At 44.1% G+C, this 14,306-nt stretch carries 12 protein-coding genes; 1 reads left to right on the forward strand and 11 read right to left on the reverse strand.

Annotated elements, in window-relative coordinates; translation table 11 throughout:
• Nucleotides 1-352: 352 nt before the first annotated feature.
• The 7 genes from licT (ACDJ58_RS17850) to ACDJ58_RS17880 form a co-directional block, all read right to left on the reverse strand.
• Complete coding sequence (licT, locus tag ACDJ58_RS17850) at nucleotides 353-1,192, reverse strand: BglG family transcription antiterminator LicT (protein WP_413372208.1); 840 nt, start codon at nucleotides 1,190-1,192, stop codon at nucleotides 353-355.
• Nucleotides 1,193-1,932: 740 nt separating this feature from the next.
• Entirely contained in the window at nucleotides 1,933-2,238 is a 306-nt protein-coding gene (locus ACDJ58_RS17855; protein ID WP_113052062.1) for a DUF456 domain-containing protein, read from the reverse strand.
• Between the two features lie 21 nt (nucleotides 2,239-2,259).
• Nucleotides 2,260-2,820, reverse strand: coding sequence for a shikimate kinase (locus tag ACDJ58_RS17860; protein WP_413372209.1), 561 nt, complete (start codon nucleotides 2,818-2,820; stop codon nucleotides 2,260-2,262).
• A gap of 179 nt (nucleotides 2,821-2,999) precedes the next feature.
• Entirely contained in the window at nucleotides 3,000-4,088 is a 1,089-nt protein-coding gene (locus tag ACDJ58_RS17865) for an acyltransferase (RefSeq protein WP_413372210.1), read from the reverse strand.
• 132 nt (nucleotides 4,089-4,220) lie between these two features.
• Nucleotides 4,221-4,748, reverse strand: coding sequence for a GNAT family N-acetyltransferase (locus ACDJ58_RS17870; RefSeq protein ID WP_413372211.1), 528 nt, complete (start codon nucleotides 4,746-4,748; stop codon nucleotides 4,221-4,223).
• Between the two features lie 51 nt (nucleotides 4,749-4,799).
• Nucleotides 4,800-5,195, reverse strand: a complete 396-nt coding sequence (locus tag ACDJ58_RS17875; RefSeq protein ID WP_413372212.1) for a VOC family protein — start codon at nucleotides 5,193-5,195, stop codon at nucleotides 4,800-4,802.
• 181 nt (nucleotides 5,196-5,376) lie between these two features.
• Nucleotides 5,377-8,088, reverse strand: coding sequence for a family 78 glycoside hydrolase catalytic domain (locus ACDJ58_RS17880; RefSeq protein ID WP_413372213.1), 2,712 nt, complete (start codon nucleotides 8,086-8,088; stop codon nucleotides 5,377-5,379).
• Nucleotides 8,089-8,225: 137 nt separating this feature from the next.
• On the opposite strand from ACDJ58_RS17880, the gene ACDJ58_RS17885 reads away from it, so the two are divergent.
• Nucleotides 8,226-9,107 carry a helix-turn-helix domain-containing protein gene (locus ACDJ58_RS17885; protein ID WP_413372214.1) on the forward strand — a complete coding sequence of 294 codons (882 nt, stop codon included), beginning with the start codon at nucleotides 8,226-8,228 and terminating at the stop codon, nucleotides 9,105-9,107.
• Between the two features lie 31 nt (nucleotides 9,108-9,138).
• Here the strand turns inward: ACDJ58_RS17885 and ACDJ58_RS17890 are convergent, their stop codons facing one another.
• From ACDJ58_RS17890 to licT (ACDJ58_RS17905), 4 genes are all read right to left on the reverse strand, one after another.
• Nucleotides 9,139-9,732, reverse strand: a complete 594-nt coding sequence (locus ACDJ58_RS17890; RefSeq protein ID WP_413372215.1) for a 5' nucleotidase, NT5C type — start codon at nucleotides 9,730-9,732, stop codon at nucleotides 9,139-9,141.
• A 122-nt stretch (nucleotides 9,733-9,854) separates the two neighbouring features.
• Nucleotides 9,855-11,318, reverse strand: coding sequence for a glycoside hydrolase family 1 protein (locus ACDJ58_RS17895; RefSeq protein WP_163759729.1), 1,464 nt, complete (start codon nucleotides 11,316-11,318; stop codon nucleotides 9,855-9,857).
• A 50-nt stretch (nucleotides 11,319-11,368) separates the two neighbouring features.
• Nucleotides 11,369-13,288 (reverse strand): beta-glucoside-specific PTS transporter subunit IIABC, encoded by a 1,920-nt coding sequence (locus tag ACDJ58_RS17900; protein ID WP_413372216.1) that lies wholly within the window; start codon nucleotides 13,286-13,288, stop codon nucleotides 11,369-11,371.
• A gap of 144 nt (nucleotides 13,289-13,432) precedes the next feature.
• The gene (gene licT / locus ACDJ58_RS17905; protein ID WP_062328359.1) at nucleotides 13,433-14,275 is read right to left on the reverse strand and encodes a BglG family transcription antiterminator LicT; all 843 of its coding nucleotides are present in this window, start codon (nucleotides 14,273-14,275) and stop codon (nucleotides 13,433-13,435) included.
• Between the last annotated feature and the right edge of the window lie 31 nt (nucleotides 14,276-14,306).

Raw genomic sequence — 14,306 nt, forward strand, 5'->3', positions numbered from 1 at the left:
TCTAAGTAGACTCCCGATGCTTGTGAAACAAAGAAAACCTGAACTACTGAACATACACAACGCACCGGAAAATCCGGAAACAAGTCGTGATATTCAGCAATTCAGGTTTTGCCCTTAACGGTTGCAACCCTGTAAGGCTGTACACAGCGATATTCAGTTGTAGCATTAACAACTTCATCTTAAAGTAAGTTACAACCCATCTTTACGGACCCAGAGTGGTCGGAAGTATCGGAATTGCCTGATTGAACAGTTACAATCCGATTGATGTATGCGCTTACTTTATGGATTCATAATATAATAACTTCTAACCTTTTGCAAGCGTTTTTTTAAGAATCTTTATTTTGTAATATCGTTACTCTGAAGTGGCATGCACCACTCGCTCAATATGAATGGTTAAATACATCATTTCTTCGTTAGTCAGTTGATACGTGTAGTTATTTTCAATGAATTTTCTGATTTTCTCTGAGCACTTGTGCGCTTCAGGATACTTTTTCTGAATCATTTCGAATAACTCATCGTCGTTATTGCTCTTGTAATGCTTGCCTTTCACCAGACGTTGGGCGAAAAACTTCAGATGGGTCACAAATCGATAATAATTCAGTGAGTTCTCGTCAAAGTCCATTTTGAAATGATATTTGATGATCGTTAAAATCTCCTGCATGACCTGAGTCATGCTTCGGATGTTAGGCATTTCTTCGTTTAGTGCTGCATTTACAAAATGAAGTGCCATAAACCCCGCCTCATCTTCCGGCAGAAGCACACCAAACTGATCACAAATCATATTTAACGCTTCCAGCCCAACCTCATATTCATCCTTGTAAAGCTGCTTAGTCTCCCAGAGCAATCCATTACGGATGGGCAGATTGTTACGGTAACGTTCAATGGCAAAATGAATATGATCCGTCAGATGCAGATAAATGCTCTCGTTTAGCTTTTTAGCAAGCTTCAGCTTGGCATAGGCAATAATCTCCTCAGACACTTTCATGTATTCCAGTGGTATGCTCGCGATTAATGCCTTGAAATTTTCCTGAATATTTTCATTCTGTAAAGTAAATATCTTATCAATATGCTGCTCGGACACCTCATCTCCGGCTCGCTTCTGAAAAGCAATTCCCCGGCCAATGACGATGACTTCACGTTCGTCTTTAATCGCAACTACAGCATTATTGTTTAACACCTTCTCGATCTTCACTTTATCCACTCCAATATACAGAAAAAGGCAAACCGTACCTTCCACGAGGTCACTGGCCTTGCCCATTTCACTTCAATGTTAACTATATGTGCGTTCATGGTATTACATTTTTCTACATTGTGCAACAAAAAAATCGATTATACTTTCCACCTAAAAAAACACTTTTTGAATGCATAAATGAATCTGTTTATCTGCTTTGTATTTTTTTCTGTTTGCGCATAATCATTCTGTATCTATCTACCTTCCCATAAAAAGCACTCCCTTAGCATGACGCCTTATCCAGAGAATTATACTTGCACCCACAGCTCCAGATCCAGAAAATCAATACCTGTCTGTATCAGATCTGTATTAGACAGCCTACTACTCGCCTTCCACTTCATGCATTTATAAACCAAAATTAATAGGTACGTTCATGAACATTTTCGCGTCATTCCAGACAAAAAGTGTTTGCACTTATTCACTATATTTTTGCTTATATGCTTCTTGAAATCCTCTTGAATTCGGATCATAAATAAACAAAAAAGCCCTCCATAGAGAAGAACTTTATGTGTCCGAATGATGAAAAATTGCATACAAAAAAATTTATTATTATTATTTCGTCACGCTTTTCTCACTTTTTTGCAGACATATATCATCTCAACACTTTCTCCAGTCAACGGCGTACCATACCCATCTTTATAGAGATGTAGAATCTCGAATCCATTCGCGCCCTATTTCTCCCTTTTCGTGTAGTCATTTGATCATGATTTATTCTTTTTGCTTTCCTTCTCCAGCTCTGCTTCGATTCTTCGATTAATGATCTTCAACTGGTCCGAATCCAAGTGTTCGATATCAGTTAACTGTTTATCAATCTGGTACTCTTCCGCTTCACCCTTGTGCATCAGTCCTAGATGATGCTTGATGGATCGAATATCCTCGCGCATACTCATGGTCTGACGATAATTGTCTGCAACAAGTGCAAATATAATCGCGCCTGCCAGAATCGTACCGTATGGGATCAGAAGACACAGAACAAATCCTACTATTAAAGCCAAAATGATATACATGCTTCTCCCCTCCACTTTCACTTACAGATTGAATCGTTCTTGGATCAGCTGTGCCACGTCTTTCGGGCTCCTATCGGTGTTATTAATCCGAATATAATGCTCATGCGTAATTTCTCCCGGCTCTGAGTTCAATCGATATTTCTCCATACTCGAAAGCAGATCCTGCTCTGACCATTCGACATTACGCTTCGTTGCTTTGTGCAGCAGCCGATGTGGACTCTTGTTACGCTCCAGTCGTTCCGTCGGCTCAGCCTCCAGTTCAACATAACATACCTCTGCACCTCTGGACTCAAACAACGCACTGACTTTGCGAATATACTCCCAATCCTCTTTCATATCGAATGCCCACACAAATGTAAAAATCAAACCGGGCAGCTCGCTCTTCGCCACTTCTTCAAAAATCTCCTGACGGAACAGATTAACAAGCCTCTTTCCTTGAGATGTACCATAACTAAAATAAGGGGACACGAGTTCAATCGTCATATGATTGTGAAACAATTTCAGATCGGTGATCTTCTCCAATTCCTGACCCACCGTCATTTTTCCCACAGCCTGTGGACCAAAAATAATGATGAACTTCATCCCACCACTCCTGACATCAACGATATGTGTCCCATTACTTGAATTTTATGGACATTAGTCCATAATAACGCCTATTGGACAAATAAAAAAGAGATTTCAAGCCATCCGCTGAATGTTCAGGGCTTGAAATCTCTTCTTCGGTTTTACTTTATATTCATCGTTTCATAATCTGCCCAACGTTAACGTCCGATCAGAACCCATCCCCACTTCATTCGACGAAGCCCCATGGCAATCATCCATGAGAGTAAAATCGCCACAACATAAGACAGCATAATGCCAAGGCTGAAGTGTGGGGCGAGTTCCACGGTGAGTTCTCTTCTCCAGAACAACAGCACTAATGGATGTATTAAGAATACACCAAAGGCCACCGTACCCAAAGAGTTTAGAATGCGAGTTGTCCGATTAGATCCATTCTGTTTCCATGCACCCATTCGTTCACATACGATCAACAAGAGTAAGCAGGCCGAGAGGGTAAACAGATTACGGAATAGAAATAGCAGCGTATAGGTTAGCGCCGGAGTTGCGGCGAAAGCCGTTTTCACATAAGTATTGCCATAAATAAAGACTACTCCTCCGCTTAACAATGCAGCCATCAGCACATAACGGTACGAGAACAATTTCTTCAAAGCCGCATCGAAGTTCAACCCAATCCATGCACCGAATCCAATAACAATTAGGTAACTGGGCAATAAACTCCCCATCCGTGAGAAATGAAACTGCAAATGCAATGCGTAAAAAACAGCCTGCGCCGCAATAAAGAACAACGGTAAATATCGATTAAATAAACGATAACGAGTTAACGAAAGAAGCAGTGGAAAAACCACATAAAATTGCAAAATAATCAGAAAAAAATATAAATGCGTGTGTGCAGTACCGGTTAACAATTGCTCCGAGAACTGCTTCACATGTGCCAAAGGCTCTTTGCCTGCTAGCCATTGTTTGACAATAAAATAAATGAGTGACCAGGCCAGATAAGGCACAAAAACATAAAATAATCGCTTTTTATAAAAAGCAGGCATCCAGCCCTTTTCCTTCATCTTGGAGCTGTAATTGTAGAACAACACCAATGAGGACAGGAACAGAAATGCAGGTACGGCAAATTGCAGAAAGCTGTTCCAAAAATAATAAAAGTTATGATCCAACGTGTGCTTGGGATAATGTGCAACTGCTGTTGAAGTCGCATGAATGGCGACCACTGCCATAATTGCAAAAGCACGATAGAGATCCAGATACTCAATACGCCGGGGCCGATTAACCGGTTGATTCATAATAAAACCTCACTTATGCCTGATAGGATGATAGTTTCCGGCCGCAATCCAGATTCTAACCTTTATTTTAATCAGCAGACGTAAGTAATACAATCATGATCTATATTATTTTTCATCATTATTCGACATAAGCTAATTGCCTATCCAGAACCGCTCAACGATATTCCCGTCAGGCTCTACATAGTCTTGATCCTGGATGCCACCGTTACGAAGAATAACTCTTCTGGATACCTCATTATGGGCATCACATACGACTAATACTTTGGTAATTCCGAGATCTTTGGTAATTTCCAAGGAAAGCTTGAGGATCTCCGCACCGTATCCATTCTGACGCTCGCCTGGACGAATTCCATAACCAATATGCCCTCCGCTATGGAACAGCTTCTCATTCAATTCATGTCGTATATTTACGGCTCCTACAACTCGATCACTCTCCGTCACAAGCCAGTATGTACTGTCCCTAACCCAGCCTTCCGGGATATCAATGCCTAGTTCACTGCGTTCCAAAAAAGCTAACATCTCTTCAAAAGGAAAGGGCTCTTTCGAAATGACCCACGGTACCATCGATTCTCCGCTTGCAACCCAGTCTTCATAAAATGCTACATACGTTTCTTTATATTCTGCTGAAGGTTTGACCAGTCTAACTTTTTCTTTGCTCATTCTAAGTACGTCCTCCTCACTCATATTAAGATATTGCTATGCTACTTCACCCTAATACACTAATTCACAGTCATGATGCTCCCAGACGTCGAACAAATTACCGTCCAAATCCTCAAAAGTAAAAAACTTTCTGTATATGCCCTCATCACTAACTTTGCCAACACGGACATGATCAGCAGTGAGTTCAGTATGGAGTTTAACGATATTGTCTGTAAAAAAGGTGATCACCCATCTCTTTTTCTGCTTCACTTGAAATACGGCTCTGGAATCATGATCACTTTCAATCAGATCGAGAATTGGCCTATTGTCTCTAAAGAGGCTGATATAGCCTTCTCTTGGCTGTCTAATATTAAATCCAAAATGGTTCACAAACCATGCTGCTGACTGCTCTACATTTTTTACAGGAATGACATTGTATGCAATACCCAATATTTTTCCAGTCGTCAAATTTATCCTCCTTCTCCCTTCATTGCATTAATGAGTTGTAATCCTTGTATCGTAATGCAGAAAAGTGTCTCTATTCAAGTAAAAAAAGAGAACCTGCGTGTGCAGATCCTCTACTCGGGTCCAGCTTTCGCTATTATATTAGTTCACGATCCTGTTTGCAGATTCCTCTAATGCACACCAGTTATACTGATTCTACCTGTTGTGCGTGCACTTCCTGATCTGCTTTAATTACCTTGTATGTGAATTGATAGCTTCCTGATCCCAGAGCAATTCGTACATCCGATCCCTGCGTTTTAATTTCATGAATGTCCGCTACTTGGTCCACAGCTTTTCCGTTCTCCAGAACTGTCTGCACATCTGCTCCAGGAAGAAGGACCGTGCCCGTCGTATTGGCAGGAATGGTCACACGAACCTCCATCTCGTTATTATCGCGGCGATACCAGTTGGATGTGACAGAACCGTACATGGTCTCGAAACTCGCTTCGACCCACTCCAGTCCTGGTCCTGGTTTGGGCTCGATGTGTACGATGCGGAACCCGGGCTGTTGCTCATCTGTGTTAATTCCGGCAACATAACGATATAACCACTCCCCTATGGCGCCGTAAGCATAATGGTTGAAGGAATTCATGTCTGCACTCCACAGACTGCCATCCTCCCTGATTCCGTCCCAATGCTCCCAAACCGTAGTCGCACCTTGTGTCACTTGGTATAACCAGGATGGATAGTCTTCCTGAAAGAGCAGCGTATAGGCCAGATCATGATGTCCTGTATCACTCAATACCGGATTCAGATAAGGTGTTCCAACAAATCCGGTGGTCAAGTGGTTTCCAGCGTCCGCAACCAGTTTTCCCAATTGATCAATGGTACGTTTCCGAGCTGCAGAATCCAATAGGTCAAAATGCAAAGCAAGAACATGCGCGGTCTGAGTGGGAACTGCAAGTTTGCCCGCAGGTGTCACAAATTCATCTTGAAAGGCAGCAACAATGTTGTCATGCAGATTATCATAATAAGCTACATCTTCCGCCTGCCCTAACACCTCAGCAGCCTTCCGTGTTAGAGAAACAGAATAGGCGTAGAATGCAGTTGCTACGAAATCCTTATCTGTAGCCCCAATATAGCTGTCCGGCTTGGAATCCAGCCCGAGCCAATCCCCGAAGTGGAAGCCAGTATTCCACAAGTAAGGATTCTCTCCTTGAGCATGAATGTAATTAATCCAGCGCTTCATGCTGTCATATTGCTCGGCCAACAGCCTGACATCACCGTACATCTCGTAGATCGTCCATGGACAGATCACTGCGGCATCCCCCCAGGCAGCAGAAGAATGATTCGTGTCCCCCCATCCGTCTGACGTGGAACTTCTCAAATCAGGAACGTAGAAAGGAATGCCTCCATCCTCCCCCTGATCCGCCTGCAAATCTCTCAGCCATTTGGTGAAAAAAGGCGCCGTGTTCATCAGGTATGAGGATGTTCGTATAAACATCTGCGCGTCTCCTGTCCAGCCCAGCCGCTCATCACGCTGCGGACAATCTGTCGGTACGTCAACGAAATTCCCTTTTTGCCCCCACAATATATTGTGATGAAGCTGATTCACGAGTGAACTGGAGCTTTTAAAATCACCGGTTCGCTCCATATTGGAATGAAGAACTACACCAGTGAAATCCTCGAGCCGAATCTCGTCCGGAAATCCAATCAACTTCACATAACGGAATCCCTGAAATGTGAAACGTGGCTCATATGTCTCCACTCCACTGCCTTTTAGGGTATAACGAATGCACTGCGTTGCACCACGCAGGTTTTCAGTGTAGAAATTACCCTTATGATCCAATATCTCGGCATGCCGCAACTCAACCATATGCCCCGTCTCACCCTGAATACTGAATCTCACCCAACCGACCATATTCTGTCCCATATCCAGCACATGCTCACCCAGTGGAGTTGTAAGCAAGGCGATAGGTTTAATTTGCTCTAATGGCGTGACGGGAACGTTCTCTTGTGCAATAATAATCTCCTTCGAGTAATCCAGCACACGTACCGCCGACCATTGGACTGAGGATGAATCCTGCCATTCAGATTCCATACGTGCATCATACGTTTCGCCCATATAAATGTCCGAGCTGCGAATGGCGCTGGGGGAACTCTTCCAGTTTCGATCCGAAATAATATGTTCTTCTGAACCATCGGTATAATGAATATGAAGTTCCAGCAGCAAGCCTGCATTCGTACCGTATATCTTCTGCTTTTTCTCCCATCCCAAATGTCCTTTGTACCAGCCATCTCCCAGATAAGCACCGAGTATATTCTGTCCATTCTGAAGCTGATCGGTAACATCATAAACCTGATATTGCAACCGCTTACTATAACTGGTCCAGCCCGGGGTGAAGTATGCTTCGCCCACTCGCTGGTTATTCAGATGAAGTTCGTACAATCCAAGTGCAGTCACATATATTCTTGCCGAAGCTACAGGCTTTTTCAGTTCAAACAAGGTACGCAGACGTGGGCAAGACTCATCCTGCTGAGAGGAAGGATCGACTGTGATCCACTCCGCCTGCCAGGCATCTTCACTACCCATGAATCCCGTCTCGAAATACGCTGTCTCCGACCAGTCCGATTCATCTCCTGCACGTTCCCAGGCACGAATGCGATAATAGTAGCGGGTTCGTGCTTCGGGCACCCAGTGCTCCAGTTCAACATGAATGGACTGATCAGAGCTTTTTTTGCCGGAATCCCACTCAATCTGAGCAAAATCTTCCGTCCGTGACAACTGAATTTGATAATCTGACTGTACACAATTTCTGTGATCGGATTGCAAATGCCAGCTTAATCTGGGTGACGTGATATCTAGTCCAATCGGATTTATTCTATACTCACAACGCAGATGACTTACGGTCAACATCAGAGAAACATCCCTTTCCATCGTGGTTTCCAATTCAAGGTTACGATATAATTATATCGATTCTGTGATCGGAAATACCCGGCAATGAGGACAGTTTAACCCGGTAATCTGGTCATTCCAACCAAGGAGGCTATTCCGTGAATCCAACCGTACAACTGTTCAAGAGTGAATCCTTTTTCCAGAATAATCTGAAGCTGTTCGTGAACCGATGTTCCGAGGATTTTGTGGTTCCTTTTCACACACACGAATTTGTTGAGTATAGTTACGTGGCTGAAGGAAAGGGCTTTCACCACATTGGTGAAGATATTATTCCGGTACACAAAGGGATGTTATTTGTCATTCCGGTCGGCGTTCCTCATGTATTCCGCCCGGTTACAGCGAATGTATCAGAGCATCCACTCATTATCTATAACTGTCTGTTCAATTCCGAACTGATCCACACCCTGTCCATTATTATTCAGGAGGAGGAGATTCGAAACCATCTGACAGATCTGGAAAAGAATCGGGTTCCTTATGTATCCATCACAGATTACAGCCAACGGATGGAAGAATTAATGGTAAAGCTGTACCGCGAATCTGCCGTTCCGGGAATCGGCTCTTCCACGATCCTGTACACGCTTGTTAGTCAACTCGTCGTGACAACTTACAGGCAGATCCATCAAGCTACCTGCAATGAGAAGGAAAATGCGACTGATATGGAACATATCCTTCATTACCTGGACCAACATGTTAACGAACGAATCCGTCTAAGCGAACTGGTGAGTATTTCTGGTTGGAGCGAAAGACATATTGGGCGGATGTTTGTGACCCATACCGGGCGGTCGTTTGGTGCCTATCTGCAACATTTGCGCATACAAAAAAGCTGTGAATTGCTAAAGAATTCACAACATAAAGTCAGTTTAATTGCTGAACTTGTAGGTTACCGGGATGTAGATTCATTTTACGCCGTCTTTAAACGAATTACAGGAGAAACCCCGCAGGGCTATCGCAGGAACTTCAGAGCTGAACCATTGAATTAAGTGTTTCTGCCTTCCGTTCCTCTCTCAGGGTTCATCTCTTTACAGAATCAAACTTGCTCTCTGCAGCTTCTGTTTCAAGCAGACGATCCACATAAGACTTTGCACCTTTCCATGAGGTCATCAACGGAAACTGATGTTGCTCCCGTTCGTTTATATTCCATGGATGAGGGATACAGATGACTTTTTTTCCGTCATTCATCGCGGGTATCAGATTATGTGCTCCATCATCAATTAACAGATCGAAGTTAATCAAGTTTTTCCGTTTACAGGTTATAAACTGTTCTGGAGATATGTAGGGCATATGCTTCTGGAGCCAATTCCACTTCTCCACAACCGTTTTGGGCTCAGCCGCCGTTAGGATCAGCAGATCATAGGCTTGATGGAGCTTTTCCACCTCTTCTACTACATATTCATCGTAAATCTCCAGTTCCTCAAACAGCCCTGGCCGACCGTAAAATACATCATGCGTACATTCTGGATGGCGCATGTGGGATGTATCCCAATGTATCATATCCTCATATCGCAGCGGATGGGTTGGGAAGTTGATGTTGTTATGATAGATGGCTCGCTTGACCAGATGACATATTGTATCATCCATATCTACAGCAATAATAGGTTTCTTCATCTTTATCCCCTCCAATAGGATCACAGTATATCATCATCGTTGTAACAGCGCTATCCTTTTTGAGCTCAAAAAAAAGCGGCCCCTGCGCCGCAATAACTGCTGCGCAAGGACTGCCCCCGAAATCAACCCAAATCTTCGCCATTCGTAGCGATAACCTTTTGATACCAACCAAAGCTCTTTTTCTTATAGCGATCCAATGTGCCTTGTCCGTTGTCGTCCTGATCGACATAAATTACGCCATAACGCTTGGACATTTCCGAAGTGGACGCACTGATGATATCAATCGCACCCCAGTTGGTATAACCCATAAGGTCTACCCCATCCATGACTGCTTCTTTCATTTGTGTAATATGTTTTCTCAGATAATCAATCCGATAATCATCATTAATGGAACCATCGGCCTCTACCGTATCCTTAGCACCGAGTCCGTTTTCCACGACAAACAATGGCAATTGATAACGATCATACAGCTCTTTCAACGCCACACGAAGTCCAATCGGATCAAGCTGCCAGCCCCATTCTGTACGCTCCAGATTCGGATTCTTAATCGTACTGTACAGGTTGCCCCCAGTTACCCCATATTCCTCCGGATTCACTGCGGATACCAGCGATGTATAATAACTGAACGAGATGAAATCAACCGTATGCTCTTTCATAATCGCTTCGTCTTCAGGTTCCATCGCAATGGAAATGCCATGCTCAGCCCAATAACGAGCCATAAAGGTTGGATAACTGCCTCGCACCTGTACATCGGTATGCAGCAGATTCAGCTGATTATCGATCTGAGCTTGCAATACATCCTCCGGCTTCGACGTTGCCGGGTAGTGAATCATGCGCGCAAGCATACAGCCAATCTGGAAGTCCGGGTTAATCTGACGCGCCTTCTGCGTTACCAGACTGCTGGCAACAAACTGATGGTGAAGTGCTTGATAGGAAGCTTGCATCACGTTATCGACACGATCTTCAATGATGCCTCCACCCGTGAATGGCTCAATAATGGTCGTGTTGATCTCATTAAACGTCAGCCAGTATTTCACCTTGTCTTTGTAGCGATTCATTACGGTCTCGGCGTATCTTACAAAATGTCCGATAACTTCCCGTCCTGCCCAGCCATTGTACTTCAGCACCAATGACATTGGCATTTCATAGTGAGAGAGCGTCACGAGAGGTTCAATATTGTGCTTCCGCAATTCGTCGAATACTTCATCATAGAAACGTAATCCTTCTTCATTCGGCTCCGCATCGTACCCGTTCGGGAAAATACGCGGCCAGTTGATGGAAAGACGGAATGTCTTGAAACCCAGCTCAGCGAATAACGCAATGTCCTCTTTGAAGCGATGATAGAAATCAATACCGTAACGCTTCGGATATCCCTTCGCACTGTGGTGAGCCATCGCTTTCTCAACCGTTGCACTGGTCACGTGCATCAGTTCTCTAAGGTTGGTGTAATCCTTCTTCTCAAAATAAGGAACCATATCCGCCGTGGACCAGCCTTTGCCCCCTGCATCAAATCCACCTTCAGCCTGGTTGGCGGCAATTGCGCCGCCCCACAGAAAACCTTCTGGAAACCCTTGTCGATTGATCATGCGTATCTCTCCTCTTCTTATTGATGTCGTCTTTATTTCGTCTTTATACTTTAAATTTCAGCTTTCAAGACTTCTTCACCTGTCGTAATTGCACCCAATTTCACAGGTAGAACCTGCTTGTAATCTGCTGTATTCGTAACGACCATCGCCGTTGTAATGTCATATTCCTTGGCGATTTGATCAAGTTCAAACGTGAGTAACTTGTCTCCAGCCTGTACTCGTGCTCCCGTAGCGACATGGGCTTCAAAATACTGACCGCGCAGTTTCACGGTGTTGATCCCCACATGGATCAGAAGCTCCATTCCGTTATCACTGCGGACCACGATCGCATGTTTCGTTTTGAACACATTCATGATGGTACCTGTAACTGGTGACACCAGTTCGCCCACCGTTGGAACAAATGCCACACCTTTACCCATCAATTCATCGCCAAACGTTGGATCATTAACTTCTTTAAGTGCGATCGCTTTACCCGTCATCGGTGCAACGGCTACCGCATCACTTGTTGGTGTTGGAGCACCCATATCGTCCACGTTCACGGTTGCAGCATTGCTGGAAGGTGCTGCCGCTGGTGCTGTAGAAGCGCCTGGTGAGAATTGAGCCAACGCCTCTGCGTCGCCCTCTTCTTCCTTGATCCCGAACACAGTAGACATAATTGCACCCACTACAAAGGCGAGAATCATACCACCAAAGGAATACCAGAAGGTTTGTCCGATCAGGGATGGTAGACCAGGAAGACCACCGTTACCCGCAAGCACATAAGCTTTGGCTCCAAAAGCAAGAGCGAATCCGCCACCCACTGCACTACCAATCATCGCAGCGGCAAACGGTTTTTTATATTTCATGTTCACGCCGTACATTGCTGGCTCGGTTACACCCATCAGAGCTGTGAAGCTGGTGGACAATGCAACTGTTTTGAGCTTTTTGTCTTTTGCACGGAAGAATACGCCCAACGTCGCTCCGGCCTGCCCCATATTGGAGATGAACGTCAGTGGCAAGAATTTATCAAAGCCTAATGTAGCAATATTACTCAGGATGATCGGTACAAGCGCATAGTGCATACCTGTCATAATAATGAGCGCCATCGCGCCGCCCAGAACAATCCCTGCAATTAAACCGCCTTCGTTCAGCAGCCAGTTAATACCGCCAGACAAGCCGCTACCTACAAATGTACCCAGTGGACCGATTGCGATCAGCGTTACCGGAACCATGACAAGCAAGGTAATCAGTGGCACAAGCAGAAGCTTCAATGCTGCCGGGATAACGCGGTCAACCCATTTCTCAACATAGGACATTAACCATACGGCAAGCAAAATCGGAATAACCGATGACGCATAACTAACAGCTGTTACCGGAATGCCAATAAAGGCAACCGATTCACCGCTGGATAGCAATGCGCCCATATCGGGATACATCAGCGCAGTACTTAGCGCAATGGCTACAAACGGATTACTGCCGAATTTACGAGCGGCACTAACCGCGATCAGCAATGGAAGGAAGTAGAATACTCCATCCCCAATAGCGGAAAGGATACGGTACGTGTCAGTACCTGCTGACATCCACTCCAGGGATACGAATAATGCAAGCAATCCTTTGAGCATACCCGCAGCTGTAATCGCTGGCAGCATTGGTGCAAAGACACCTGCAATTGTCTCAAAAATATTGAGAATCACATTTTTACTTTTTTCCGGTTTAGGCTGTTTATTTTCTGAACTTTGCTGTATTGCCGGATGTTCCTTCACCATAGCATCGAATACTTTCGACACGTCATTACCGATAATCACCTGGAATTGATCTCCTGAGATATTCGTTCCCATGACTTTATCCAGTTTCTTGAGTGAGTTATTATCCACTTTATCGTTATTTTTCAAATCAAATCTCAGTCGTGTGACGCAATGATACACCGAGTTGATATTGTTTGTTCCCCCAACGGCTTTGATGATTTCCTGTGCCGTTTCCTGATGTTTCATGATCATTTCCTCCTCATTTTTCCAATAAAAAATACCCGAACAAATAGCCACGTCTTCTACGTGTCATTCATTCGGGTATTGCCTGATTGAACAGTAACAAGCCCATTTGATATTTAGTTAGGTTCTGGTTCATGTGCTGATATTTCATTGGTCACGCTTCGGTTTCATTAACCGCTCCAGATGAAGGGTCAGATACAACTGTTCTGAATGAGTCATATCATACTGATAGTTCTTATGGATAAAAGTCTCAATCTTGCCGATACATTTGAAGGTTTCGGGATAGTTTTTCCGTACGACCTCGTATAAATACTCCTCCGCATCGTCATGTGACGAGTGAGTAATTACCCGTTGGCAGAAATACTTCAAATGAGTAATGAAACGGAAATAGTTGACGCTATCTTCATCCAATTCGACATTGAAGTGATATTTGATAATGTTCATGATCTCCTGAAGAAGCTGCATCAAATGAGTAACATCGTTCATGGAATCATTGACTTCCGCATTGATGAAATGCAGCGCTATGTTGCAAATTTCATCCTTGGGAAACTCCACATCCAGTCTTTCCTTCAGCAAGGTGAGCGCTTCCCGGGCCACGTCGAACTCGGCCTTGTAGAAATGCTGCACTTCCCAGGAGAGCGGATTTCGTGTAATCATTCCCTTTTCCAGACGCTGGACAGCAAAATGAATGTGATCCGACAGTGAGACATAAATCCCGTCACTGATGGTTTTGTTCAATTGCGTACGTGCCAGTGTCACAATATCATCTGTCGCCTGCAGGATTTCAATCGGCACTTCCGTGACAATGGACTTGAACTTCTCATAGATTGATGCATCCTGAAGACGGAATACTTTCTCAATCCGTTCTTCATCAATCTCATCGCCTGCCTTGAACTTAAACCCGATACCCCGGCCGAGGATCAGCAGTTCCTGATTTTTGTCATCCACTGTACTGACAATATTGTTATTAAATATCTGTTTAATAATCATTATGGACCCACCTGTTTTTTTTGAGGATTAA

It is taken from the genome of Paenibacillus taichungensis, assembly GCF_047302525.1.
Taxonomy (GTDB): domain Bacteria; phylum Bacillota; class Bacilli; order Paenibacillales; family Paenibacillaceae; genus Paenibacillus; species Paenibacillus taichungensis_B.

Excerpts from the sequence above, each read along its gene's own strand:
- ACDJ58_RS17855 (WP_113052062.1), bottom strand. The coding sequence starts at position 2,238 with ATGTATATCATTTTGGCTTTAATAGTAGGATTTGTTCTGTGTCTTCTG.
- ACDJ58_RS17860 (WP_413372209.1), bottom strand. The coding sequence starts at position 2,820 with ATGAAGTTCATCATTATTTTTGGTCCACAGGCTGTGGGAAAAATGACG.
- ACDJ58_RS17865 (WP_413372210.1), bottom strand. The coding sequence starts at position 4,088 with ATGAATCAACCGGTTAATCGGCCCCGGCGTATTGAGTATCTGGATCTC.
- ACDJ58_RS17870 (WP_413372211.1), bottom strand. The coding sequence starts at position 4,748 with ATGAGCAAAGAAAAAGTTAGACTGGTCAAACCTTCAGCAGAATATAAA.
- ACDJ58_RS17880 (WP_413372213.1), bottom strand. The coding sequence starts at position 8,088 with ATGTTGACCGTAAGTCATCTGCGTTGTGAGTATAGAATAAATCCGATT.
- ACDJ58_RS17890 (WP_413372215.1), bottom strand. The coding sequence starts at position 9,732 with ATGAAGAAACCTATTATTGCTGTAGATATGGATGATACAATATGTCAT.
- ACDJ58_RS17895 (WP_163759729.1), bottom strand. The coding sequence starts at position 11,318 with ATGATCAATCGACAAGGGTTTCCAGAAGGTTTTCTGTGGGGCGGCGCA.
- ACDJ58_RS17900 (WP_413372216.1), bottom strand. The coding sequence starts at position 13,288 with ATGAAACATCAGGAAACGGCACAGGAAATCATCAAAGCCGTTGGGGGA.
- licT (WP_062328359.1), bottom strand. The coding sequence starts at position 14,275 with ATGATTATTAAACAGATATTTAATAACAATATTGTCAGTACAGTGGAT.